Origin of the sequence: Promicromonospora sp. NPDC060271 (assembly GCF_042726755.1) — a bacterium.
GTDB lineage: Bacteria > Actinomycetota > Actinomycetes > Actinomycetales > Cellulomonadaceae > Promicromonospora.
Window position 1 is genome coordinate 1 of the sequence record NZ_JBHXBG010000091.1, and the last position, 23,027, is coordinate 23,027.

The window sequence follows — 23,027 nt, forward strand, 5'->3', positions numbered from 1 at the left end:
TCCCAGGTCCGCTGGACCTGGGACGACACCAACAACTGGTACCCGGCCCTGCTCGCCGAGGGCGTCCGCGTCGACCGGGCGCACGACCTGCGCCTCGCGCACGCGGTCCTGCGCACGTCGGTGCTCTCGGCTCGCACCGCGCTCGCCGAGGCAGGACCCGGTGCGTGGGACCGCCTCGCGCCCGTCCCGCCGCCGGGCGGGCCGACGGCGGCCGCGCTGCGCCGTCCCGACCGGCACCCCGGCTCCGAACCGCTCTTCGACCTCGGCGAGATCGCCGCGCCCGCGACCCGGGCCGGGACCGACCGAAACGTCCGGCGCGAGGGCGACGAGGGGCCGAACGGCCCGGAGGCGCCAGGCGGTGGGCAGGGGAACGACGAGACCCTAGACCCCGCCGCCGAGCTGACCGCCCAGCTCGCGGCCCTCAAGGACAGCACCGAACCCGGCCGCCTGCGGCTCCTGCTCGCGGCCGAGTCGGCGGGGGCGCTCGCGGCCGCCGAGATGCACCGTGCCGGGCTGCCGTGGCGCGGCGACATCCACGACGAGATCCTGACGGAGGCGCTGGGCCCACGACCCCGGCCGGGTGCGCGCCCGGCGAAGCTCGAAGCGCTCGCCGACCGGATCCGCGAGGCCATCGACGCTCCGCCGACGCTCAACCCCGACTCCCACCCGGACCTGCTGCGCGCCATGGAGTACGCGGGTGTGGGCGCGCGGAGCCTGCGCAAGTGGGAGCTGGAGAAGCTCGACCATCCGGTGATCGCCCCGCTCCTGGAGTACAAGGGCCTCTACCGCCTCTACACGGCCAACGGCTGGAACTGGCTGGACACCTGGGCCCCGGACGGCCGGTTCCGGATGGAGTACGTGGTCGGCGGGGTGGTCACGGGCCGGTGGGCCAGCACGGGAGGCGGCGCGCTGTCGCTGCCCCACACCGTCCGGCGGGCGGTGACCGCCGATCCGGGGTGGACGTTCGTCGTCGCCGACGCCGCCCAGCTCGAGCCACGGGTGCTGGCCGCCCTGGCTCGCGACGAGCGCATGGCCGCGGCGGGGCGCAGCAAGGACGGCGCGAACACGGACATGTACGCGGGGATCGTCGCGGCGGGCGCCGTCGACTCCCGTGAGCACGCGAAGGTCGGCATGCTCGGCGCGATGTACGGGGGCACCACGGGTGTCAGCGCACAGGTGCTGCCGCGGCTGGCCCGCGCGTTCCCGCAGGCCATCGACCTGGTCGAGCGGGCGGCACGGGCGGGCGAGCGCGGTGAGCGGGTGACGACGCGGCTCGGCCGCAGCTCGCCGCTGCCCGGCGACTCGTGGGCCGCCGTCCAGGGTTCGGCGTTCGACGAGGACGCCGGGGCCGACGCCCAGTCGCGCGCCCGCAGCCAGACCCGGTCCTGGGGCCGGTTCACCCGGAACTTTGTGGTCCAGGGCACCGCCGCCGAGTGGGCGCTGTGCTGGATCGCGTCCATCCGCCGCCGGCTCTGGGCGATGGGGGAGGCCCCCGCCGACGCCACGCCCGGGCTCGCCCCCGCACCGTTCGACAGGCGCCCGCACCTGGTGTTCTTCCTGCACGACGAGGTGGTGGTGCACGCACCGGCGGCGCTCGCCGAGGAGGTGGCCCACGAGGTGCGCGCCGCCGCGGACGAGGCCGGGCGCCTGCTCTTCGGCGACTTCCCGGTGGACTTCCCGCTCAGCGTCGCCGTCACGGAGAGCTACGCGGACGGCAAGGGCTGAGCCCGGGTCGCGAGCACTCAGCCCGCGAGCAGCCCGACCGCCGCCGTGACCACCTGCGCCGAGCGCAGGGCCGCGTCGTCCACATGCGTGAGGAACTCGGTGCCGTCGGGAGCGCACAGGTCGGAGACGGCCCGCACCGAGACGAAGCCGGCGCCGAAGTTGTAACAGAGCTGGGCGAGCGCGGCCGACTCCATGTCGATGGCGAGCATGTCGGGGAAGTCGGCGCGGAGCCGCAGCGCGAGGTCGGCGGTGGCGAACTTCTCGCCCGAGCCGATGGTGCCCTCGCGCAGCACCTGACCGGCGACGCTCGCGGCGGCCTGCCGGACGGCATCGGCGAGCCCCGGTGCGGCGTCGTACGCCTCCGGCATGCCGGGCACCTGGCCGAGCACGTATCCGAAGGCGCGGGCGTCGGCGTCCGCGTTGACCAGGCGTGAGCCCAGCACGACGTCGCCGACCGCGACGTCCTTGCCGAGCCCGCCGGCGCTGCCTGCGCTGATCAGCGGCACGTCCGTGCCGTGGCGGAGGATCGCGCTCGTGCCAGCCGCAGTCGCGTTGACGAAGCCAATGCCACTGCGCACCAGCACCACCGGCTGCCCGGCGAGGGTGACGTGCCGGAACTCGGCACGGCCAACGCGCTCCGGCTCGGCCACCTCGGACGCGAGGTCGAGGAACGGCGCGGCCTCGTCGTCCATCGCGACGAGCACGACGGCGACGGGCGTTCCCGCGCCCACCGCTCGGCCCACTGCTCGGCTCACTGCTCGGTGGCCGCGTCGCGTGCGGCCGCCGCACGGGCGGCTGCGTCACGGACCGCCGCGTCGGCGGCCGAGGCCTCGCCCGGGGCGCCGTCGGCGAACACCTGGGACCACACGCCGCGCGCCGACAGGAACACGGAAGCGGCCTCCTGCGCGCCCGCGAGGGTGTGGTTCGCACCCCAGCCGCACTGCACCTCGTTGGCGGCGGGCACCTCGGTCGCGGCGACGATGTCACGCATCGTGGCCTCGATGAGGCGCAGCACGTCCTCGTAGGCGGGCTCGCCCTGCAGCATCAGGTAGAAGCCGGTCTGGCAGCCCATCGGGGAGAAGTCCAGGACGGCGTCGGAGTGGTTGCGGGAGTGCTCCGCGAACAGGTGCTCCAGCGAGTGCACGGTCGGCATCTCGAGGTGCGCGACGTTGGGCTGCGTGAACCGCACGTCGTACTTGACGATCACGCCCCCTGCCGCGAGCTCCTTGCGGTCGGCGAGGCGCACGTACGGCGCGGCCACGGCGCGGTGGTCCAGGTTGAAGGACTCGACGTTCATGCGGGGTGCTTGCTCGGTCACGGTACGAGCCTATGCCGTCTGCGCCTGCCGGACGTGCGAACGGGCGTGCTCGACCGCTGCCGGCAGGTCGGCGAACAGGTGGCTCTCGTGCCGCAGCATCCGGTGCAGGCCCACGGCCTCCAGCAGCCTGCGGTGCTGCGGCTGGACGCCCTTGACCAGCACCATGACACCGCGCCGCTCGAGCTCCAGTACCAGGTCGGCGAGCGCGCGCGCCCCGGTGGCGTCGACGAGCTGCACGTGGGAGAGGCGCAGGATCACGACCTCCACCGTCTCCGCCTGCGCCGTGACCTCGCCGAGGATCCGGTCGGACGCCCCGAAGAACATCGCGCCGTCGAGCCGGAACAGGGCGATGCGCTCGTCGCCCTCGTGTGCGACACCGGGCAGCGGCTCGCGGTGCACCGACGTCGCTCCCGCCACGGCCCGCAGGGCGAAGAACGCGGCGACGAGCAGGCCGATCTGGACGGCGTCGATGAGATCGAACGCCACGGTGATGACGGCGGTGATCACGAACGTGAGCGCGTCCGGACGCGTGGAGGTCAGCACCGAGCGGATGGTCGCCGCACCGATCATGCGGAACGACGTCACCATGAGCACCCCTGCCAGCGCGGCGAGCGGTATCCGACCCACCGGCCCCGTGGCCAGGTAGATCACGGCGAGGATCACCAGCGCGTGCACGACGGCGGCCAGGCGCGTGCGGGCGCCGGAACGCACGTTGACCGCGGTGCGTGCGATGGCGCCGGTCGCGGGGATGCCGCCGAACACGCCGCTCGCGAGCGACGCCAGCCCCTGGCCCACCAGCTCCCGGTCGGGGTGGTAGGGCCCGGTGCCCTGGTCGCGGGTCTGCTCCCCGGCGTCGGCCGAGCCGTCACCCGCGCGCTTGCCCCGACGCCCGACGGACATCCCGGCGGCGACCCGCGCCGACAGCAACGACTCGATGGCGGCCAGCGCCGCGACCGCGAGGGCCGCGCCGACGAGATCGCGGACGGCGTCCGGCGTCGCGTCGGGGAGCACCGGGAACGGGAGCGAGCTGGGCAGCTCACCGATGCGTGGCACGGGCGCGTCCAGCACCTCCGCCAGCACGGTCACCAGCGCGACGGCGACGAGCGACGCAGGCAGCGCGCTGGCCACCCGCGGCAGCACGAGCATCACCGCCGCGACGACGGCCACCACACCGAGGGTCCAGACCCAGGTGGGGGTCCCGGCTCCGTGCACGACGCCGTCGACCACGCTGCCGTCGACTATCGCACCCGACGGCCACAGCGCGGACCCGACCGAGCGCACGGCGGTGAGCAGCGTGTTGTGCCCGGTCTCGGCCGTGATGCCGACCGCGGCTGGCACCTGCTGGAGGAAGATGATCGCCGCGATACCGAGGGTGAAGCCCTCGACCACCGGCCACGGGATGTAGGTGACCACCCGGCCCAGCCGGAGCAGGCCGCAGACCAGCACGATGGCCCCGCCGAGCAGCGTCACGAGCGCGACGGAACCCACGCCGTGCTGCGCGACGATCGGCGCGAGGACCACCGCCATCGCACCCGTCGGACCGCTGATCTGCACGTGTGACCCGCCGAACACCGCCGCGACGATCCCAGCGACCACGGCGGTGACGAGCCCGGCGGCCGGCCCGACACCGGAGCTGACGCCGAAGGCGAGTGCCAGCGGCAGGGCGACGACACCCACCGTGATGCCCGCCAGGAGGTCCGCGCGCAGGGTCCGGGGTCGGAGGTCGTAGTCGGCCCGGGACGGCACAAGGTCTCGTATGTCGACGCGCTCACGGATGGAAGCGATCATCCTGGCGCGCATGGTCACAGGCCCGCCGGAGCGGTGCTTGACGGTATCCCCCACAAGTGAATGACCGTAGCAAGAGAATGCCCCCTTCGCCTGGTGAACGGCCTGGTGAGGGGCCCCGTACTACGCTGCGGTGCGTGAGCAGCAGCGACGCCCCCGCGCCCGACCCGTCCGGCACCACACCCCCAACGCTCGCGCAGGTCGTGCGCGCCCTCGACGGCCTCTACCCGCCGTCGACGGCGGAGGGCTGGGACGCCGTCGGACTGGTCGCCGGCGACCCCGCCGCACCCGTACGCAAGGTGCTGTTCGCGGTCGACCCGGTCACCGCCGTCGTCGACCAGGCGCTGGACTGGGGCGCCGACCTGCTCGTCACGCACCACCCGCTGTTCCTCCGCGGCGTGAGCTCCGTGGCCGCCACCACCTTCAAGGGTGCGGTGGTGCACCGGCTGCTGACCGGCGGGTGCGCCCTGCACGTCGCGCACACCAACGCCGACGCCGCCCCGCGCGGCGTGGCGGACGCCCTCGCCGACCTCGTCGGCATCACCGACCGCCGCCCCCTCGAGGTGAGCGCGGCAGGCGAGACGGACGGCCGCGGCATCGGTCGCGTCGGGCGCCTCGCCGAGCCCACCACCCTCGCCGACTTCGCCCGCCGCGTCGCGGCAGCGCTGCCCGCCACCGCGCAGGGCATCCGCTTCTCCGGCGACCCGGACGCGACAGTGACGACCGCCGCCGTCCTCGGCGGCTCCGGCGACGGCTACTTCGACGCCGTCCGCGCGGCCGACGCCGACGTCTACGTCACCTCCGACCTGCGCCACCACCCGGCCTCCGAGCTGCGCGAACGAGCCGAGTTCGAGGCCCGCGCGGCCGGCACCGACGGGCCGTCCGGCACCCCGTTCCTCGTCGACACCGCCCACTACGCGAGCGAGTGGCCCTGGCTGCGCTACGCCGTCGAGGACCTCGCCGCGGCGCTCGCGGCGGACGGCCTCGCGGTCGAGGCGCGCGTCAGCGAGGTCGTGACCGATCCCTGGACGGGCCAGGTCCCGTCCCGCTGAGCCCGCCTGCCGGGCCGCGTCCTGAGCCGCCTGCCGAGCCGCATTCCGAGTGGACTGCGCGCGGGCGCGCGCGAGGTAGCGTTGGACAGCCCCAGAACCCGACCGAGAGGACGCCCTCGTGGCTACCGCACCACCCGAAGACCAGCGCAGGCTGCTGGACGTCCAGGCGCTCGACACCCGTGTCCAGCAGCTCGCCCACCAGCGCAAGAACCTCCCCGCGCTCGCGAGGCTGACGGAGCTCGACGGCCGGATCGCGGACCTGCGCGCCTCGCTCGTCGAGTCGCGTACCCGGGTGGCCGACCTGAGGCGCGAGCTGACCAAGGCGGAGTCCGACGTCGAGCAGGTCCGCAACCGCGCCGAGCGGGACCAGAAGCGGCTGGACTCGGGTGGCGTCAGCGCCAAGGACGCCGTGGCGCTCACCGACGAGCTCCGTTCGCTCGCCGCGCGCCAGGCCGCGCTGGAGGAGGTCGAGCTCGACGTCATGGAGCGGCTCGAGGCGCACGAGGAGGCGCTGGCCACCGTCGAGGCGGCCAACGGTGAGCTCGTCGCCGAGAAGGCGGAGGTCGAGGCCGAGCGTGACGCCGCCTGGGCCGAGATCGACGCGCAGGTCCAGGCGACGGCGGGCGAGCGGGCCAAGGCGGTGGACGGGCTCGACGCGGCCCTCGTCAAGCTGTACGAGAGCATCCGGGCGCGGCAGGGCGGCACCGGAGCCGCGCTGCTCAACGGCAACCGCTGCGACGGCTGCCGGATGGATCTCCCGCCGGCCGACCTGGCGACCATCAGGAGCGCGGCCCCCGACGCGGTGGTGCGCTGCGAGGAGTGCGGCCGGATCCTGGTGCGCGTCGCCGGCGCGACGACCGGAGCTGCCGCCGGATGAGCGAGGCGCCAGGGTTTGACACCCACCGGCGCCCGCCGGCCGCGGCCACCCGGTTCGACGGCGCTCTTCCGCTCACCGTCGTGCTCGTCCGGCACGGGGTGACGGCCCTGACGGAAGCCGGCGGCTATTCCGGGTCGGACGGCCCGGGCCCGTCCCTGACAGCGCGCGGGCGGCTGCAGGCGGCGCAGGCCGCCGACGCAGTCTTCCGGATCGGACGCGCGGCCCGCACCGGGGCGGGTTCCACGGGCGGCATGCGCAGCGGCGGCCTCTGGCCGGACCTGCCCCGCCCGACGGCGCTCGTCGCCTCGCCGACCGCGCGGACCCAGGAGACGGCTGCCGCCGTCGGACGGCGGCTCGGGCTGCACGTCTCCACCGACGAGCGCTTCGCCGAGTGCCGGCTCGGGGAGTGGGACGGGCTCACCGCGCCGCAGATCGAGCAGGGCTGGCCCGGCGAGCTGGCCCAGTGGCACTCGACGGGCACGTTCGTGCCGCCGGGCGGGGAGTCCTACGCACAGCTCGGCGCCCGGGTCTGGGACGGGCTCACCGACCTGCTGGCCGGCGGCGTGGACCGCACGGTGGTGACGGTCGGCCACGCGGCGCAGATCCGCACCGCCGTCGGGCAGGCGCTGGGTGCGCCCGCGTCGCACTGGGCGCGGCTGCGCGTCCCGCCCGCCTCGCTCTCCGTCGTGCGCCTATGGGAGGACGGCACCACCGAGGTGACCGCCGTCGGCGTCCCCACCGACGGCTGAGCTGTGGCGGGGGCGGCGCCGCCCGGGGAGATACTTCGCGGGCGGAATGCGTTGCTGTCCGTAGACAACGTCTACTCTCGGCAACCAAACCTGGGGAAGCAGGTCTTCCCCCACGACCTTGCGCGCTAGTGGCCGGCGGCCGCGTCAGTGACCGGCTCGCTTCCCGGGCGGCGCAGCGTCCCGCGGGCGAAGGCCGGTGCGAGCGGTATCAGGGCCAGCACCAGCACGGCGGACAGCATGAACCCGACCCGGAGGCTGAACGCCCCGACGAATCCAGTGAGCACCGCGCCGAGCAGGGCGCCCACATAGTTGAACTGGTTGAAGCGCGCGATCACGGCGTCGGTGCGGGCGCGGTCGGGCTCGGCCGCCGGGCGGCCGGTGGCCGGGTCGGCCGCCGAGATCGTGGCGATGCGGCCCGCCGCCGAGAAGCTGAGCGGCGCCACGAGGGCGATCGAAGCCCCGAGGACCGCGAAGCCCGCCACCGCGACCGGCCAGGACGGCGCGAGGGCGACCAGTGCCAGCGCCCCGAACGCCACGACCGCCCCGATGCGGAGCAGGGGCACCACGCCGAACCGGGCCACGAGGTGGTCACCCGCCAGGCGGACCACCATCGAGGCCACGAGGTAGGGGAGGGTCGCGAGCGCGACCAGGTTGCCGGGGGCGGCGAGGTCAAGCGCGAGGAGGACGGGGCCCCACGCGGCCGCGGCGGTGTCGGCCATGTAGAACACGACCAGCCCGGATCCCACGAGCCAGATGGGCCCCCACGGGATCGGTCCCGCGGGGGCAGCCACCACCGGGGCGGCAGGGGCCACCGGGCTCGCGACCGGCCGCGTCAGTCCGGCCCCGCCGTAGGACATGCCGGGCACACCCTGCGGCTCGCGGGCGACCCGCGGCAGGTACGGCGCGAACGCGATCACCAGCGGTACCACGGCGACGAGCACGCCGACCGTGGGGGACAGGTGCCCGGTGGCGAGCGCGACGACGGCGGCGCTGATGCCCCCGGTGGTCCAGTAGCCGTGGGACGACGGCAGGATCGGCCGGCCGTACCGGTGCTCGAGGTCGACGGCCTGCATGTTGGTGGTGGCGTCGACCAGGCCGAGCGCGATGCCGTAGACGGCGATGGCGCCCGCGAACACCGCGACCGCCGGTGCCAGGGTGAGAGCCGGGACGGCCACGACCATCAGGAGCAGCCCGAGCCGGAGCATGAGCGCACTGCCGGAGTGCCGCACCACGCGTTCGGTGACGAGTGATCCCACGCCCGCGAGCAGCACCATCATGAGCAGCAGCAGCGAGAGCGTCGTCTCGTCGAGCCCCCACCGTTCCAGGAACCGCGGCAGGCGGGTGGTGAGGCTGATGAAGACGAAGCCCTGTGCGAAGAACGCCGCCGCCACGGCGGCTCTGGCGCCCGTCAGGCCGCTGCCTCCGGCGACGTCGCTGCCGCCCGTCTGGATGATGCTCATGACCCGCCATCCAACCGGTCGGTGGGCATCGGCGCCAGGGTTTCGGCCGCCTCTTCTCCTTCGAGGCCTAAGTTTCTTCGCCTTCGGGCACCTGAGAGCGAAGAAACTCAGGCCTCGAAGGGGCTGACGGTCAGGCGAGCACGAGCTCCAGCGTCCGCGGGCCGCGCGCCCTGCCCTCCAGGAGGTTCGCCTCGATCAGCGTCTGGTCCTTGCCGGAGCCGATCTCGGTCAGCATCACGGACCCGACCAGCTCCTGCGCGGCCTTGAGCACGTCCTCGCTGGTCCGCGCCTCGTGCTCGCGGCGCAGCAGGTGACCGGCCAGCACGCCGCGCGTGTGCTTCGCGTTGTGCGAGACGACGGTCCGCTTGCCGTCGGTCTCGCGGAGCACGCGCACCTCTACCCATTCGGCGGCCCCGTCCCCGGTCGTCCGGGGCTTCCACGCGGCGACGTACGTGGCGGACCGGCAGTCGACGACGACGTCGCCCGCGGCCCGGGCGTCGAGCACCTCGGCGAGGGCAGGCTTCCAGAACGTGGCGAGCCGCCCGACGTCGGGCAGGCCGATACCCATGCTGAGCCGGTAGGCGGGGATGCGGTCGCCCGGCGCCACGACTCCCCAGAGCCCCGAGAAGGTCAGCACGCTCGCCTGGGCGCGCTGCGCTGCGCCGTCCGGCAGCGTGGCCAGGCCGGCCGCCGCGTACAGGACCCCGGTGTACACCTCCGCCGCGCGGCCCGACGGCGCGTCGTGGAGCGCCGTGTTGCGCGCCACCTCGTCGGCGAGCCCGTCGCTGACGCCGAGGGCGGTGGTCGCGTCGGGCCGGGCGCTGACCCGCGCGAGATCCGCGAGGACCTGCTCGCGCCGCTCGGTGAGCTCCGGGTGAACCAGGGCACCCAGGTCGAGCGGGGCCGCGCCGTCGGGCGCCGGCGTCTTGCCCTCGGAGGGCGGGAGGAGCAACATCACCCGCCCAGCCTAATTTGCCGGGCGGGCTGGCTCGGTAGGTTGGCGCGCATGGCCCAGGTCAAGGTGTACGGAAACCGGTCGGTATGGGGCGAGCGGCGTGGGGAGATCTCCGACGCGCTGCACGAGGCGCTCGTGCGCACCTGGCAGCTCCCCGCGGACAAGCGGTTCCACCGCTTCCTCCTCCTGGACGACGGCGACCTGGTCGCCCCGCGGTCGGACTCCTACCTGGTCGTGGAGATCGTCTGTTTCACCGGCCGCAGCCGGGAGGCCAAGCGCGCGCTGATCGCGGCGCTGTACGACGACGTCGCGCCGGGACTTGGGCTCGCGGCCGAGGATCTTGAGATCGTGATCGTGGAGAGCCCGAAGGAGAACTGGGGCATCCGCGGGATGTCGGGCGACGAGCTGACGCTGAGCTACCGGGTCGACGTCTGACGGACTCGGTGTGACGGGCGGTGTGGAGGGTTGGCGGTACGCTTCTACCTGCGGACGAGTCGGTCGGACGGTCGCGTCGGGTGCTTTCGGGCGCCCGCCGAGGAACGTCCGGGCTCCACAGGGCAAGGTGGTGGCTAACAGCCACCCGGGGTGACCCGCGGGACAGTGCCACAGAAAACAGACCGCCTCCGGTCTCCGGACCGGGGGTAAGGGTGAAACGGTGGTGTAAGAGACCACCAGCGCTGCCGGTGACGGCAGCGGCTAGGTAAACCCCACCTGGAGCAAGGTCAGACAGACTGTGTTTGAGGGCTGCTCGCCCGATTCTCTTACGAGAAGCACAGTCGGGTAGACCGCTCGAGCCCTGCGGCAACGCAGGGCCTAGATGGATGACCGTCGCCCGCGCTGGGGTAACCCGGCGCGGGAACAGAACCCGGCGTACAGACCGACTCGTCCGCTTTTAACGCTCTGACCTGCATCGGAGCACCGGCCAGAAGTGCCCGGTACACATTGGGTACACATGACTGTGTACCGCGTGGGTCAGGCGGCCAGGCTCCAATCCCGTCGCACCTGGATCGGGGCGGAGCCCCGAGCAACCTGGAGTCGCCCCCGACAGGAGTTGGAACCGTCACCTGAATGTGGCCGACTCGTCGGCTCGTCACGTACCACGTCGGTGGCCAGCCCAAGATGTTGCTGCATGGTGGAGCGCATCGCTAAATGTAGACGGCGAGGATGTCAAGAACGAGCGCGGGTCCAGCGACGTAGTTTTCCTCTTCGTCCGCTTCCGGAGCGCGCCGCTCCTGAGCGCGCCGTTCCTCTCGAGACAGGAGGTTGAGGCCGGGCATCGCCAGGATGGCCTGCCAGCTCCCGACGCGCAGTACCTTCTTGACCTTCCCCACGACAATGGCTCTTCCCTCGACCTCTCCGCCGATGAAGTCGCCCTCAAGGGCTCCGGTTACTTTCCAATCCGTGGAGTCGTCGTCGCCGACGAGAACCAATTTGCCCGCGGATGCCTGAGTGAACCGTTGTAGTGCATCGACTTCGTCCTCGTTCGGTAGATCTGCGACTTCGTGCCCCATTGCACGGGCCGCGGGTGCGAAGGCCTTGATCATGGCCAGGGCATCTCCGAGACCACTGGAGGGCGACAGCATCTGGGCTACCTGCGGTACGAAGATCTCGCACTCCCAGGAGATGATCGCACCTATACCGATGTCCTCAAGGTCTGTGTCCGGGTCTACGACCTCGACCCAACCGAGCTCGTCCGGTGTCGTCGCGGCTGCCTGCACAAGACGATCAAATCGAGCCTCATCTGTGTCGATCCGCGTCGTGGAATTCTCGTCCTCGGCGTTTCGAGAGTGGTCGCCTCGAAGAACCTTGAGATCAGCCCCGCCCGCGGTCGTCCTGCCAGTCTTCCGGACGCTGACGGACGTGTCGGCCAACCCATTGTCGATCATCGATGTGTATTGGCGGACTGCCGTCGAGTTGAGGTAGATGAAGCGTCTGAGCATGCCAACAAGGCTAGGCGCAGCAACTTCCTTTCGGCCACGAAGGCACGCCAGCTGTCAGGGTGATTCCGACTCCGCCGTGCCGCGCCCAGGCGCACCTCACATTCCCTCAGGTGTGCCCGCAGAGACTGGCCCGCCTCGGCTGTGCTCCCTGTTCACGCGACCCTGGATGACGGGATCTTTGTTGGCCGGGCGCTCATGACGAGGTCGATCGCGGTACGCGTCTGTTCCTCCTCGTCGGGCCACAGGTGCGAGTAGGTGTCCAGGGTCTCGCTGGCGTGCTTGTGGCCCAGTCGCGCCTGGACCGCCTTAACGGATGCGCCGTGGCGGATGAGCAGGCTCGCGTAGTAGTGGCGCAGATCGTGGAAGGTGAAGCCGGAGAGCTCGGCCGTCTTGAGAGCGCGTCGCCACGTGTCCCAGAACGCCGAGCGGCGCAGCGCGCCGTTCTCGGTGTTGGTGAAGACCAGGCCATCGGGGCCCGGTGGGTACTTCCGCATGTACTCCTTCATGGCCTTGATCGTGGACGTCGACAGTGGCACCTCCCGATAGCTCGCCTCGGTCTTGAGCGGCCCGAACGTCGGCTTGCCCGCAACCGATCCGGTGATCTGCCGGTCAACGTGCATGACCTTGTTGTCGAAGTCGAGCCGATCCACGGTCAGGCCGAACGCTTCGCCCTGCCGAAGTCCGGTGCAACGCGGTGAACAGGATGAGGCCCCGGAATCTCTCTGGGAAGGCGTCGATGAGCGCCCACAGCGACTCGGTCGGGATCGGCTTGACGCGCTTGGGTGTCTTCTTCGGTAGGCGCGTACCCGCGCAAGGGTTCGACGTGATCCGGTTGGTGTCGACGGCGGACTTGAAGATGCCGGACACGATCCGGTGGGTCACCCCAACGGTGGCCGGGGCATATCCCTTGCTCTTGCCGTCTGCCAGAGCGATCGCGGCGGTCGAGAGCCACTTGACCCATGACTGGATGTCCTCGGAGTCGATCGAGGCGAGCGGCAGGTGTCCGAGCCGTGGGTACGTTCGGATCTCAAGGACCACGTCGACCTGGTCCTCTGTGTTGCCGCGATGGACCTGGAGCGTCCGCCAGTGCTCGGCGTACTCCTTGAACGTGACCTTGCCGGCGTCCGGGTCGACGAAGCGGCCCGTCAGAATCTCGGCCGACAACTCGTCGCGGCGGCGCTCGGCGTTGGTCTTGCGCTTGTATGACTCGGCGCGAAGGCGCTTGCCCGGGTCGCGGCTGTCATGCCGAGATGCTACTGGCGCGACCGAAACCTAGGGACCTGACCGTGGGTGCCAGCCCGGTACTCGGCGATCCGCACGATCCACCGGGTGCATGGGCGGGCACGACGCGATGTGCAGTCCGCAAATAGTCCGCAGGAGGTCCGCACCAGCCCGTCCGGCGCCAACATGACCAACGGCCGGGAGCGTTGGAATTCCAACGCTCCCGGCCGCTGCCGCTCCCGCCATACCGTGCCAGATGTCCGGACTGCGATCCACGAACTACTGCTGACACCGCGGGGACACTCTGGCGCAGGCTCACATTCGTGTTGGGCTATTTCCGGGTCGTGGACATGCTCTGGTCACGGGTGACAAGGACGAAGGTGCGGGGATCACCTGCAACCGTGTCACGGACTGAACTCGCCGATCATGGCTTGTCCGCTGTCGGCGGCTCGCTGGAAAAAGGTCTGAAGCTGGACGTGCAAGGCATCGATCAGCTCCCAGACCTGGTCGACGGTCCCGTCCTGGATCGTGCCGATTGCCTGGAGGCCCTCCAATGGTGTCCAGGTGCCCACCATGTCGAGGTTTGCCCGAGCAAGGGAGTCGAGCCGTTCACGAACGTCGCCGGCCGGACGCGAGAGGGTGGCTGCAAGTGCAGTGACCTGGTCCGGCGGCGTGACAAAGTAGAACTCGCTGACCTGCTCACCGGCGAACCAGGTGTATGGCTCGATGCCGTACGCGGCCTCCAGGTACGGGTTGATTAGGTCCATGTAGTGGTGCTGGTAACGCAGCATGACTTCGCTGCGCGGGTCGTCCATCGCCGCCGCTGGATCCTGGTCCCACTCCCAGAACTCTCGGTATCGTTCTTCCGTGTACTCCGCGAGCCACTCCTCGTCCCGCTGAACGAGGCCGGAGTCCACGGCGAACAAGCCGAAGTAGATGCCCATGGTCAGGATCTACCCATCGGCCAGTGGACGAGCGTAGTGAGCGCATGAAGCGCAGGTCGATTCACGAGCCCAGATCCTACGGCTGGCCGCTGACACAGCCGAAGACACGGTTTTGCGTGCCAGCGTCGGACATCGGTGACTGCAGGACGCACCAAATCCGAGACCTGCCGTGCGGTACACATCGGGTACACATGAGCGCTGTCTGAGCCCATCCGACGCCACTCTCACCAACGCAGCGTTGTGCCGTGACATCCCCGGATTCCCAACGATCTCGCGGTGCCCAACCAACTCGGCGGGCACCGTGAGACATACCGGTACACCCTCCGGGAGAACCCGGCGTACAGGCCGGCTCGTCCGCTTTTAAGGCCCTGACCTGCATCTGAGCATCAGTCGGAGGCTTCCAGGCGCGAGATCACGTTCGCAGTTGCGCCATGGTCGCCTGGCCTGAGGGCCGTGGTGATACCAGCAGGTCCAGGATCTCGCTCGCGTCCTTGTGTCCCAGTCGTGCCTGAACCGCCTTGACGGACGCCGTGGCGGATGCGCGGGCTCGCGGTCGCCGCGAGTTCCGGTCCAGCACCTCGCTCGGGCCGACCGGAATGCTGACGATCGTCTCGGGCGCGCTTCCCGGGGCCAGCATTGTCGCTGGCCCCGCCGGCCTTCGTCGACGAGGAGTCGCTACCTCGCGTTGCCAAGGGTGATCCGGCGCCGCAGGGCCTGGGCCAGTGGTGCCTCCCACACGTCGGTGCCCTCCGTCGGATCGGGACCGTCGTGCGGAAGCCGGGCCATCGTCTGCTTGGTGACGCGGATGGCCTCCCGGTCGCGCCGGGCGATGCGCCGGGCCAGGCGCTTGGCCTCGGCCCACACGTTCTCGGTCGGGACGACGGATTGCACGAGCCCGCCCTCCAGCGCCTCCTGGGCGTTGATGGCATCGCCGAGCAGCAGCATCGCGCGGGTCCGGCCGGAACCGATCTCGGCGACCAGGCGGTCCAGCACCTCGCTCGGACCCACCGGGATGCTGACGACCGTCTCGGGCGCGCGGAACCGTGCGTCCTCGGCGGCCACGCGCAGGTCGCTCGCGACCGCCAGCCCGAGCCCTGTTCCGGCGACGTTGCCGTGCAGCGCCGCGACTGTCACCGCCGGGCAGGTGCGCCAGGCGCGCAGCACCTCGTCGCTGAGCTCGACGAGGTCCCGGTAGCCGTCGGGGTCGTTGGTGGCGAGCTGGCCGAGCTCGTCCAGGTCGCCGCCTATGCAGAAGTGGTGCCCTTCGGCGCGCAGCACGACGGCGGCGACGTCGTCGGGCAGCGTCGTGAGCACGTCGCCCAGGGCGGTCAGCGTCGCTCGGTCGAGCCGGTTGTCGCCGTCGGGTCGCGTGAGGGTCACCACCAGCACGGCGTCCTCGCGGTTGACCACGACGGGTCCGGCGGCGGACGCGCTCTCACCAGCGGCCACCGCCGCACCAGCACCCACCGCCGCACCAGCGCCCGCGGTCGCGGCTGGACGGGGTCGCCGCCGTACCGGCACCGAACGCGTTCCGCGGAAGGCGAGGGTCTCGTCGTAGCCCACTGGCCCGGCGAACTCGAGATCGAACCGCTGCAGCACCTCGGGGAACAGTGTCGTCGCTTCCAGACGGGCCAGCGGCGCGCCTAGGCAGTAGTGCATGCCCACGCCGAAGGCGAGGTTGCGGCGAGGCGGGCGCGAGAGGTTCAGGTCGTGCGGCGAGTCGTAGGCGTCGGGGTCGTGGTTGGCCGCGGCGACCACGGCGTGCACGATCTGCCCGGCTGTCACCGGGATGCCGCCCGGCAGCTCCGTGTCCTGCGCTGCGTACCGGGTCATGAGCTGTACGGGCGATACGAAGCGGACCAGCTCCTCGACGGCGCCGTGTACGGCTTCCGGGTGCTCGAGCATCCACGTGGCCTGGTCGGGCCGGCGCAGGAGCTGCACCACGCCGTCGGACAGCAGGGACGTCGTCGTCTCGAGGCCCGCCTCGATCATGACGTTGAGCTGGGAGCCGGCCACCGCGCGCACCGCGGGGTCGGTCTCTGTGTCGAGCCACTCTCCCAGCGGGGAGTCCTCCGGGAGCCGGGGTCTGGGCTGGGCTACGAGCTGTTCCCAGTACGCGTTCCACAGCTTGCCCGCGCGGTCGGCCTGCGCCATCCGCGCCTTGCTCGGCGCCAGGTCGTGCACGTTCGAGAGCATGCGGCTCATCTCGCACAGCAGCGGGATGTCCTCGCGCGGCAGCCCGAGAACGATGCAGAGCACCGCCATGGGCAGCCGGTCGCCGACCAGGGCCCCGAAGTCCGCCTCGCCGTCGGCGCGCAGCACCGCATCGAACCGGTCGAGGTACTCGTGGACGGTCTGGACGATCTGCGGTGTGAGGTCAGCGACCGACCGCGGCGAGACGAACGAGCCAAGACTGCGGCGCAGCCCGGCGTGCCCGGGCGGGTTGGTGCCGAGTGCGGAGTCGTGCAGGAACTTCAGGCCCGGGTGCCGCACCCACGTCGGCTGGCGCGCGGTGCGCCAGGCGGCGTCCACGGTGCGCCAGCCGGATCCGCTGAGCACCTCGTGGCTCGCGCCGTGCGAGGTGACCATCCAGGCTCCCCACGGCATGCGTACCGCCGGGCCCATGGCCCGCAGCTCGTCGTAGACGGCGTGGGGGTCGGCGCGCCCTTCGGGCGTGCTCAGGTGCCGGATCAGCTTGGTCACGCGGCGGCGGGACTGGCGGTCCGAACTGGCTGCGACGGCGTCTGTCGTCTTCCGGGATCTGCCGGTGTGGTCAGGCACTGGGCGCTCCTTCTTCAGTCAAGACACCATCTCGTCTGCCGACGGACAACGTTAAACATAACGTGCATACCGGGCAGAACAATCGGCCCTTGCGGGTCGCCGTGTGACCATTACGTAAAAAAGTGACTATGAGGCAGCCATGTGACGGTGTGGGTAGTCTTGTGCGCCGTTGGCGCAACCTGGCAGCTTCGGCAACCGCCTGCCACGCTGACCCCGGTGTCGAAGACCCCCTGTCGGTTCGTCACGAACGACACCGTCATTGCCGGGTCGGTCGGCGGAGAGGTGCGACGCCTCGGGGAGGCTGCGGTGGACGAGGTCGAGTCCTGGGTGCGCACCGGGACGCTCCGTACGCCGGTGCACCCGGAGACCCTCGCCATCACGGCCTGAGTCCCCCAGCCGCTGGTGCTCGTCCCGAGCATCGGTAGATCGAGTCGCCAACATCCTCGACGAGGCACGCTGGAACCTCGAGCTCATGCTCAAGATGCAGGTCCCCGACGGCGAACCTCGCGCGGGCATGGCGCACGAAGCCTTGCGTGAACGGCAAGGCGCACGTCGATGCCGTCTGACGCTCCAGGGGCAGGTCAGACGCGGGCAGGCGTGCGGGCGGCCTGGCGCTCGGGAGTGAACGTCACCGGCAGCGTGGACGGGTAGCGCGACCACGGCGATGGCGCCCACTTCACCACCGGGTCGGTGAGCCTCAGGTCGAGCCGCTCCATGAGGCTCTCCACCGCGATCTTGACCACGAGCCGCCCGGGGCGCTTGGCGGGGCACGCGTGCGGCCCGACGCCGAACGACAGGTGCGACCGGTTGCCCGCCTCGAAGAAGTCGTCGCTGGTGCGTACCCGCGGGTCGTTGTTCGCGGCGGCCACGCCCATCACTATCGCGTCGCCGGCGCGGATCCGCGCCGTGCCGAGGGTGCAGTCGGTCACGGCGTACCGGGCGGGCAGGTTCGCCACGGGCGGCTCGCGCCACAGCGTCTCGTCCATCGCGTCGTCCAGGCCGCGGCGCACGCCGGTGACGCGGCCGGTGTACCGGGGGTCGGTGAGCATGCGGCGCAGCGTGGCCGCGATCCAGGTGATGAGCATCTCGTTGGCCGCGCAGATCGCCACGACCATGGAGTGCACGATCTCCGTGTCGTCCTCGAAACTCGGGTGCTTGATGAAGCTGGCGGTCAGGTTCGGGCCTGGCTCCGCCCGGGTCGCGATGACGTGGTCCATCACGATCTGGTCCATCCGGACCAGGGCTGACACGGGATCGCCGCCGTGCCCGAAGATCTCGCTCGCGCAGCGCAACAGGTCGAGACCCTGCCGCTCGTCGAAGCCGAACATGCCCGACACCGCCAGGAACGACACCGCCGCCGCATACTCGCCCATCAGGTCCGCACTGCCCTTGGCGGCGAACGAGTCGATGAGCCGGGCGCAGACGACGCGCACGAGCGCTGCCGTCCGGACCTCGTCCATGTCGGCGAACGCCTCGTCCACCGGGAGCCGCAGCCGCCGGTGCTCCGCGCCGTCCGAGAAGTACAGGTTCCGCCGTCCGGTCGGGGACAGGATGGCGTGCAGGGTCGACTGCGGTGGTAGCTGCTCTCTCCAGTGCCGTGGGTTCCGGGCGAAGACGCTCTCCGTGCGCATCACCTCCATGACCTCGGCGTGCCCCAGCACGAGCCAGCCCGGTACGCCTGGCTCCAGGTCCACGGGGGCCACCGGCCCCCACTGGTCCTGCAGCTTGCGCAGTGCCGCAGTCATGTCCTCTGCACCGGTCAGGTCCACCAGCGCGACCCGGCCCCCGCTCCGCTGCGGTTCCAGGTCAGGCATGCCCCTCCACCCGTCGACATCCATCTGAATTATCCATCGAAATCGGGGGCGACCTGCGTAGACGCCCGATCAGGCGTTTCTATCACGGGCAGCAGAGAACACGAAACACGCGGCGTTCTTCCCCACGGCGGCCAGGTCCGGGCTCTTCGCCGTCGCGAACGCCAGCACCCGGAGCGCCTGGGTAGCGAACGTCATGATCTCGGTCGACATGGACGACACCGAGAACGCGGAGGCACTGAGCGAGTGGCTACGGACAGAAGCCCCCCGCCGGTCGAGTCCTGAGCGTGGCGGAGTGGGGTACCTGAGGTTGCTCACCAGCGCGGAGGACAACCGATGGGGCGGGTGGAGGGCGCCCGAGTGCGAGGTGTGGGCAGGAGTCTTGAACCATGCTGACCTTGATGCTGTCCGGCAGCGATTCTTCGAGACGCCGTGGCGCGAGCCGAACGCGGCGCAACTGTTCGTGATGGACCAGGAGGAGGGCTTCTTCCGGCTGTGGATGATCCGCGGCGACGAGCTTCGGCAGTTCGCGCCGCTCGTACCGAGCGAGGACGACGAGGTCTTCTATCGGGAGTGAAGAGCCAAGCGCAAAGCCGTTCACGCTCGGACGGCGGCGAGCCTGCACGCGGTCCGATTGAAGAGCTGCTCGGTACACATCGGGTACACATGACCGCCGTCTGAGGCCATCCGACGCCACCTCCACCAACGCGCCCCGGACCCCGCAGAACCGCGAAGTTCCAACGACCCCGCGGCGCCCAACCAACTCCTCGGACACCGCGAGACATACCGGTACACCCTCCGGGAGAACCCGGCGTACAGACCGGCTCGTCCCCTTCCAGAGCCCGACCGCTGGTGATCTGGTCACTTCCTCGAGGTGCTGCGAGCGCGGATATGTGCGCGCTCGCCCTGCCGTCCGATGAGGCAGAGGTACTCCACGGGCTGGTTGGTTGCGGCGCCGAACCAGTGTGGTGTGCGGGTGTCGAACTCGGCGGCTTCACCAGGCGAGAGGACCAGGTCGTGCTCACCGAGCACAAGCCGTAGCTGTCCGTTGAGGACGTAGGCCCATTCGTACCCCTCGTGGCTCTTGGGGGCGGGCTGATCCGAGGGGCGGCCTCCGGGAACGATGAACTTGTAGGCCTGGATACCGCCGGGGCGCCGGGCCAACGGCAGGACCGTCATGCCACCTTTGCAGCTGATGGGGCGTAGGTGAATACGCGGATCGCCGGTGGCGGGAGCGTCGACCAGCTCGTCGAGCGTGACGCCGTGGGCTCTCGCCAGTGGTAGCAGCTGTTCCAGGGTCGGCCGCCGGGAGCCGGACTCCAGCCGGGACAGCGTGCTGATGGAGATTCCGGTAGCGGCCGACAACTCGGCCAGCGTCGTATCACGTTCATGGCGGAGGTTGCGCAGCCGAGGCCCGACGGCGTCCAGGCCCCCGCCTTTCTCGTCGCTCATGGCTGCGAGTTTGCCAGAACAGCAACAATCTTTGCCAGATCTGGTTGTGTCCTCGCAAGGTGGCGCCTGAGGGCGCTCGAACCGGGCGTCCACAGGACAGGAGGATCTATGTCTGCTGAGGACGCCGGCCCGGATGTGCCGGTGGAGTACGCGACCTGGCGCAAGAACCGTTGGGAGGAGGTCGCCGGCCCGGGCGGCAAGGCGGGCACCGTCCAGCTGGCCATGGTCTCCCATCCCGAACCGGGGGTGCCGGGCCTGCCTGGTCGATGGCAGGTGAGTGCATCGGGGGTCTTGACTCTCACCGTCACCGCTGCGAACGGCGTGTCGATCGGCGGGCGGCCGGTGACCGGCACGGTGGAGGTGGAGTCCGGCAGCCAGGTGGAGCTCGCTGACGGACGGGTGTGCTTCGTCCAGGGACGCGGCGGAACCTACGGCATGGTCGTCTGGGACCCTTCCGCACCGGTTCTCACGGGGCTGCGCGATATCGCGAGCTATCCCTACGATCCGAACTGGGTCGTCGACGCCGAGTACCGGGCGGCGCCCGGCCGTACCGTCGAAGTAGGGCGACTGACCAGCCCGCGGAGCAAGGAGACGGTCTCCGCCCCGGGCGACCTGGTCGTCGAGATCGGCGGACAGGAGCACACCCTGGTGGTGCTGGAGTCCGTTCCCGGCCTGCAGCTGGCGGTCTTCACCGATCCCAGCAGCGGCACCGACACCCCCGAGATCGGTCGGTGGCTGATCCTCCCCCCGGCCGAGGGCAGCACCCTTCGGGTCGACTTCAACCAGGTGATCCTGCCCCACCACGTGTTCTCCACGGCGTTTCCCTGCCCGATCCCGCTTGAAGCGAACCATCTTCCGGTCGTCGTCGACGCCGGAGAACGTGCGCCCGTCCTCGACGAGGGGAGCGGGAGCACGGTGACAGAGCCCGACAAGAAAGGACAGGACGGAACCATGGAACCCGAGCTGACGGAGAAGGCGGTCCAGTACCTGCGGCACCTGGAGAAGTTCGACTTCGCAAGCATGCGTGCGATGTGCGCGGACACCGCCACCGTCTGGCACAACGACGGCAAGGGCGAGCAGACGATCGAGGAGAACCTTGAGCAGCTCGAGCAGATGTCGAGCAGCGGAGGCGTCGTTGCGTTGCGGTACGAGATCACCCGTCAGTTCCAGAAGCCCGACGAGGTGCTCCAGCAGCACGTGCTGCACATCAACATGCCCGACGGGTCCGGCACCGAGCTGCCCGTGGCCATGTACTTCGGTTTCAAGGGCGGCCTCATCGACCGGATCGAGGAGTACGCGAACATGATGCCGCCCGACGAAGGCAACGTGAGCGGCAACAGCTGATCCAACGCTGGGGGATCTTCGGCACCTGGGCACGACCGGCGCCCAGGTGCCGGCACCCGCCCCTCAACCTGATGGACAGGCCTCCTAATCGTTTCAGTCCTTGCCAGGGCACCGGCCCGCAGAGTTATGTGATGTCACACGACCGGAGTCCCTGTTCGGTACCCACCTGTCGAAGACGCCAGGTGTCGTAGAAGAGGAGTTGCGATGAGGACTACATCAAGACCTGGCCGTCGCGCCTTGGTAGGTGCGGCATTGTGCGTCGCATCAGTGGTCGCCGGTTTGATGGCTGCCGCGCCGGCGCAGGCCGCGGAGACCACGTTGGGCGCCGCGGCTGCGCAGAGCGGGCGGTACTTCGGTGCGGCGGTGCCGGCCGGGCGGTTGAGCGAGTCGGCGTACACCACGATCTTGGACCGTGAGTTCAACATGATCACGGCCGAGAACGAGATGAAGATGGACGCGACCGAGCCGAACCGGAACCAGTTCAACTTCTCGCGCGGCGACCAGATCGTGAACTGGGCGATCAGCCACGGCAAGCAGGTGCGCGGGCACACCCTGGCGTGGCACGCCCAGCAGCCCGGCTGGATGCAGAACCTGTCGGGCAGCGACTTGCGCAGTGCGCTGATCAACCACATCACGCAGGTCGCCACCCACTACCGCGGCAAGGTTCACTCGTGGGACGTCGTCAACGAGGCGTTCGCCGACGGCGGCTCGGGTGGCCGGCGGGACTCGAACCTCCAGCGCACGGGGAACGACTGGATCGAGGCGGCCTTCCGGGCCGCGCGGGCGGCTGACCCGGGCGCCAAGCTCTGCTACAACGACTACAACACCGACGGGATCAACGCGAAGTCGACCGGGATCTACAACATGGTCCGGGACTTCAAGGCCCGTGGGGTGCCGATCGACTGTGTCGGGTTCCAGTCGCACCTGGGGACCTCGCTCTCCAGCGACTACCAGGCCAACCTGCAGCGGTTCGCGGACCTGGGCGTCGACGTGCAGATCACCGAGCTGGACGTGGAGCAGGGCAGCAACCAGGCCAACATCTACGCGGCGGTGACCCGGGCGTGCCTTGCGGTCTCGCGGTGCACCGGCATCACGGTGTGGGGTGTGCGCGACGACACCTCCTGGCGCACGGACAACCCCCTGCTGTTCGACCGCTCGGGCAACAAGAAGCCCGCCTACTTCGCGGTTCTCGACACGCTCAACGGTGTCTCCTCGGGCGGCACGTTCCGGCTGCGGAGCGAGTCCGCGGGCCGCTGCCTCGACGTGCCGAACGGCACCACCACCAACGGCACGGGTCTGCAGATCTGGGACTGCTACACCGGCTCCAACCAGCAGATCACCCAGAACGGCCAGACGCTGCGGATGCTGGGCAAGTGCCTGGACGTCCCCACGAATGCCGCGAACGGCACCCGGGTCCAGCTGTGGGACTGCAACGGGGGCAACAACCAGCAGTGGACGTTCAACGGCAGCTCGATCAGCAACGTCCGGTTCCCGTCGCTGTGCCTCGACGTGAACGGCGCGGCCACGGCGAACGGCACGGCCGTGATCCTGTGGTCGTGCCACTCCGGTGCGAACCAGCGGTGGAGCCGGGTCTGACCGGCAGCCGCTGAGCC

General features: G+C 70.6%; 21 protein-coding genes, 1 other RNA gene and 1 pseudogene. 10 read left to right on the forward strand and 13 right to left on the reverse strand.

The genetic code is table 11. From position 1 onward, the window contains the following. Positions 1–1,725 (forward strand): bifunctional 3'-5' exonuclease/DNA polymerase (locus tag ACFWE2_RS15020; RefSeq protein WP_377225037.1); only part of this gene is annotated, 1,725 nt, incomplete at its 5' end. A 17-nt stretch (positions 1,726–1,742) separates the two neighbouring features. Here the strand turns inward: ACFWE2_RS15020 and mtnN are convergent. The 3 genes and pseudogenes from mtnN to ACFWE2_RS15035 all read right to left on the reverse strand — a co-directional run bounded on the left by mtnN (position 1,743) and on the right by ACFWE2_RS15035 (position 4,831). Further along, the gene (mtnN, locus tag ACFWE2_RS15025) at positions 1,743–2,480 is read right to left on the reverse strand and encodes a 5'-methylthioadenosine/S-adenosylhomocysteine nucleosidase (RefSeq protein WP_377225038.1); all 738 of its coding nucleotides are present in this window, start codon (positions 2,478–2,480) and stop codon (positions 1,743–1,745) included. 92 nt (positions 2,481–2,572) lie between these two features. Next, positions 2,573–3,022, reverse strand: a pseudogene (locus ACFWE2_RS15030) (S-ribosylhomocysteine lyase); the annotation flags it as partial. A 30-nt stretch (positions 3,023–3,052) separates the two neighbouring features. After that, positions 3,053–4,831 (reverse strand): SulP family inorganic anion transporter, encoded by a 1,779-nt coding sequence (locus ACFWE2_RS15035; RefSeq protein ID WP_377225039.1) that lies wholly within the window; start codon positions 4,829–4,831, stop codon positions 3,053–3,055. A gap of 134 nt (positions 4,832–4,965) precedes the next feature. Here ACFWE2_RS15035 and ACFWE2_RS15040 point away from each other — a divergent pair, with 134 nt between their 5' ends. The 3 genes from ACFWE2_RS15040 to ACFWE2_RS15050 all read left to right on the forward strand — a co-directional run bounded on the left by ACFWE2_RS15040 (position 4,966) and on the right by ACFWE2_RS15050 (position 7,506). Further along, positions 4,966–5,880: a Nif3-like dinuclear metal center hexameric protein gene (locus tag ACFWE2_RS15040; RefSeq protein WP_377225040.1), complete on the forward strand. Its 915-nt coding sequence runs from the start codon at positions 4,966–4,968 to the stop codon at positions 5,878–5,880. A 118-nt stretch (positions 5,881–5,998) separates the two neighbouring features. Continuing rightward, positions 5,999–6,757 (forward strand): zinc ribbon domain-containing protein, encoded by a 759-nt coding sequence (locus tag ACFWE2_RS15045; RefSeq protein WP_377225041.1) that lies wholly within the window; start codon positions 5,999–6,001, stop codon positions 6,755–6,757. Further along, entirely contained in the window at positions 6,754–7,506 is a 753-nt protein-coding gene (locus ACFWE2_RS15050) for a histidine phosphatase family protein (RefSeq protein ID WP_377225042.1), read from the forward strand. The genes ACFWE2_RS15045 and ACFWE2_RS15050 overlap by 4 nt, the downstream gene beginning before the upstream one ends. Before the next feature lie 125 nt (positions 7,507–7,631). Here the strand turns inward: ACFWE2_RS15050 and ACFWE2_RS15055 are convergent, their stop codons facing one another. Both ACFWE2_RS15055 and ACFWE2_RS15060 read right to left on the reverse strand, forming a co-directional pair. Beyond that, positions 7,632–8,966 (reverse strand): MFS transporter, encoded by a 1,335-nt coding sequence (locus ACFWE2_RS15055; protein ID WP_377225043.1) that lies wholly within the window; start codon positions 8,964–8,966, stop codon positions 7,632–7,634. A gap of 130 nt (positions 8,967–9,096) precedes the next feature. Then, positions 9,097–9,924, reverse strand: coding sequence for a YaaA family protein (locus tag ACFWE2_RS15060; RefSeq protein WP_377225044.1), 828 nt, complete (start codon positions 9,922–9,924; stop codon positions 9,097–9,099). 48 nt (positions 9,925–9,972) lie between these two features. On the opposite strand from ACFWE2_RS15060, the gene ACFWE2_RS15065 reads away from it, so the two are divergent. Both ACFWE2_RS15065 and rnpB read left to right on the forward strand, forming a co-directional pair. After that, positions 9,973–10,356 carry a tautomerase family protein gene (locus ACFWE2_RS15065; RefSeq protein ID WP_377225045.1) on the forward strand — a complete coding sequence of 128 codons (384 nt, stop codon included), beginning with the start codon at positions 9,973–9,975 and terminating at the stop codon, positions 10,354–10,356. Positions 10,357–10,411: 55 nt separating this feature from the next. Continuing rightward, positions 10,412–10,810, forward strand: an RNA gene (gene rnpB / locus ACFWE2_RS15070) — RNase P RNA component class A. Between the two features lie 256 nt (positions 10,811–11,066). Here the strand turns inward: rnpB and ACFWE2_RS15075 are convergent. The 5 genes from ACFWE2_RS15075 to ACFWE2_RS15095 all read right to left on the reverse strand — a co-directional run bounded on the left by ACFWE2_RS15075 (position 11,067) and on the right by ACFWE2_RS15095 (position 16,729). Beyond that, complete coding sequence (locus tag ACFWE2_RS15075) at positions 11,067–11,861, reverse strand: hypothetical protein (protein WP_377225046.1); 795 nt, start codon at positions 11,859–11,861, stop codon at positions 11,067–11,069. Between the two features lie 152 nt (positions 11,862–12,013). Continuing rightward, positions 12,014–12,511, reverse strand: coding sequence for a site-specific integrase (locus ACFWE2_RS15080; protein WP_377225047.1), 498 nt, complete (start codon positions 12,509–12,511; stop codon positions 12,014–12,016). Continuing rightward, positions 12,471–13,025 carry a hypothetical protein gene (locus ACFWE2_RS15085; RefSeq protein ID WP_377225048.1) on the reverse strand — a complete coding sequence of 185 codons (555 nt, stop codon included), beginning with the start codon at positions 13,023–13,025 and terminating at the stop codon, positions 12,471–12,473. Before ACFWE2_RS15085 ends, ACFWE2_RS15080 begins: the two co-directional genes overlap by 41 nt. 461 nt (positions 13,026–13,486) lie before the next feature. Continuing rightward, positions 13,487–14,026, reverse strand: a complete 540-nt coding sequence (locus ACFWE2_RS15090) for a hypothetical protein (protein ID WP_377225049.1) — start codon at positions 14,024–14,026, stop codon at positions 13,487–13,489. Between the two features lie 675 nt (positions 14,027–14,701). Further along, positions 14,702–16,729 (reverse strand): cytochrome P450, encoded by a 2,028-nt coding sequence (locus tag ACFWE2_RS15095; protein WP_377225050.1) that lies wholly within the window; start codon positions 16,727–16,729, stop codon positions 14,702–14,704. A 294-nt stretch (positions 16,730–17,023) separates the two neighbouring features. Here ACFWE2_RS15095 and ACFWE2_RS15100 point away from each other — a divergent pair, with 294 nt between their 5' ends. Next, positions 17,024–17,194, forward strand: coding sequence for a hypothetical protein (locus ACFWE2_RS15100; protein ID WP_377225051.1), 171 nt, complete (start codon positions 17,024–17,026; stop codon positions 17,192–17,194). Positions 17,195–17,388: 194 nt separating this feature from the next. Here the strand turns inward: ACFWE2_RS15100 and ACFWE2_RS15105 are convergent, their stop codons facing one another. Both ACFWE2_RS15105 and ACFWE2_RS15110 read right to left on the reverse strand, forming a co-directional pair. Further along, entirely contained in the window at positions 17,389–18,621 is a 1,233-nt protein-coding gene (locus tag ACFWE2_RS15105) for a cytochrome P450 (protein ID WP_377225052.1), read from the reverse strand. A gap of 69 nt (positions 18,622–18,690) precedes the next feature. Beyond that, the gene (locus ACFWE2_RS15110; RefSeq protein ID WP_377225053.1) at positions 18,691–18,831 is read right to left on the reverse strand and encodes a hypothetical protein; all 141 of its coding nucleotides are present in this window, start codon (positions 18,829–18,831) and stop codon (positions 18,691–18,693) included. On the opposite strand from ACFWE2_RS15110, the gene ACFWE2_RS15115 reads away from it, so the two are divergent. Next, positions 18,830–19,195 carry a squamosa promoter-binding protein 15 gene (locus ACFWE2_RS15115; protein ID WP_377225054.1) on the forward strand — a complete coding sequence of 122 codons (366 nt, stop codon included), beginning with the start codon at positions 18,830–18,832 and terminating at the stop codon, positions 19,193–19,195. The two genes, ACFWE2_RS15110 and ACFWE2_RS15115, sit on opposite strands and share 2 nt — an antisense overlap. 284 nt (positions 19,196–19,479) lie before the next feature. On the opposite strand, the gene ACFWE2_RS15120 is transcribed toward ACFWE2_RS15115, so the two are convergent. Further along, a complete protein-coding gene (locus ACFWE2_RS15120) occupies positions 19,480–20,070 on the reverse strand; it encodes a helix-turn-helix domain-containing protein (RefSeq protein WP_377225055.1) in 591 nt (196 codons plus the stop codon). 108 nt (positions 20,071–20,178) lie between these two features. Here ACFWE2_RS15120 and ACFWE2_RS15125 point away from each other — a divergent pair, with 108 nt between their 5' ends. After that, on the forward strand, positions 20,179–21,414 hold the full coding sequence (locus ACFWE2_RS15125; RefSeq protein ID WP_377225056.1) for a DUF1684 domain-containing protein: 1,236 nt from the start codon (positions 20,179–20,181) through the stop codon (positions 21,412–21,414). Between the two features lie 282 nt (positions 21,415–21,696). Continuing rightward, the gene (locus ACFWE2_RS15130; RefSeq protein ID WP_377225057.1) at positions 21,697–23,010 is read left to right on the forward strand and encodes an endo-1,4-beta-xylanase; all 1,314 of its coding nucleotides are present in this window, start codon (positions 21,697–21,699) and stop codon (positions 23,008–23,010) included. The last annotated feature ends 17 nt before the right edge of the window (positions 23,011–23,027 follow it).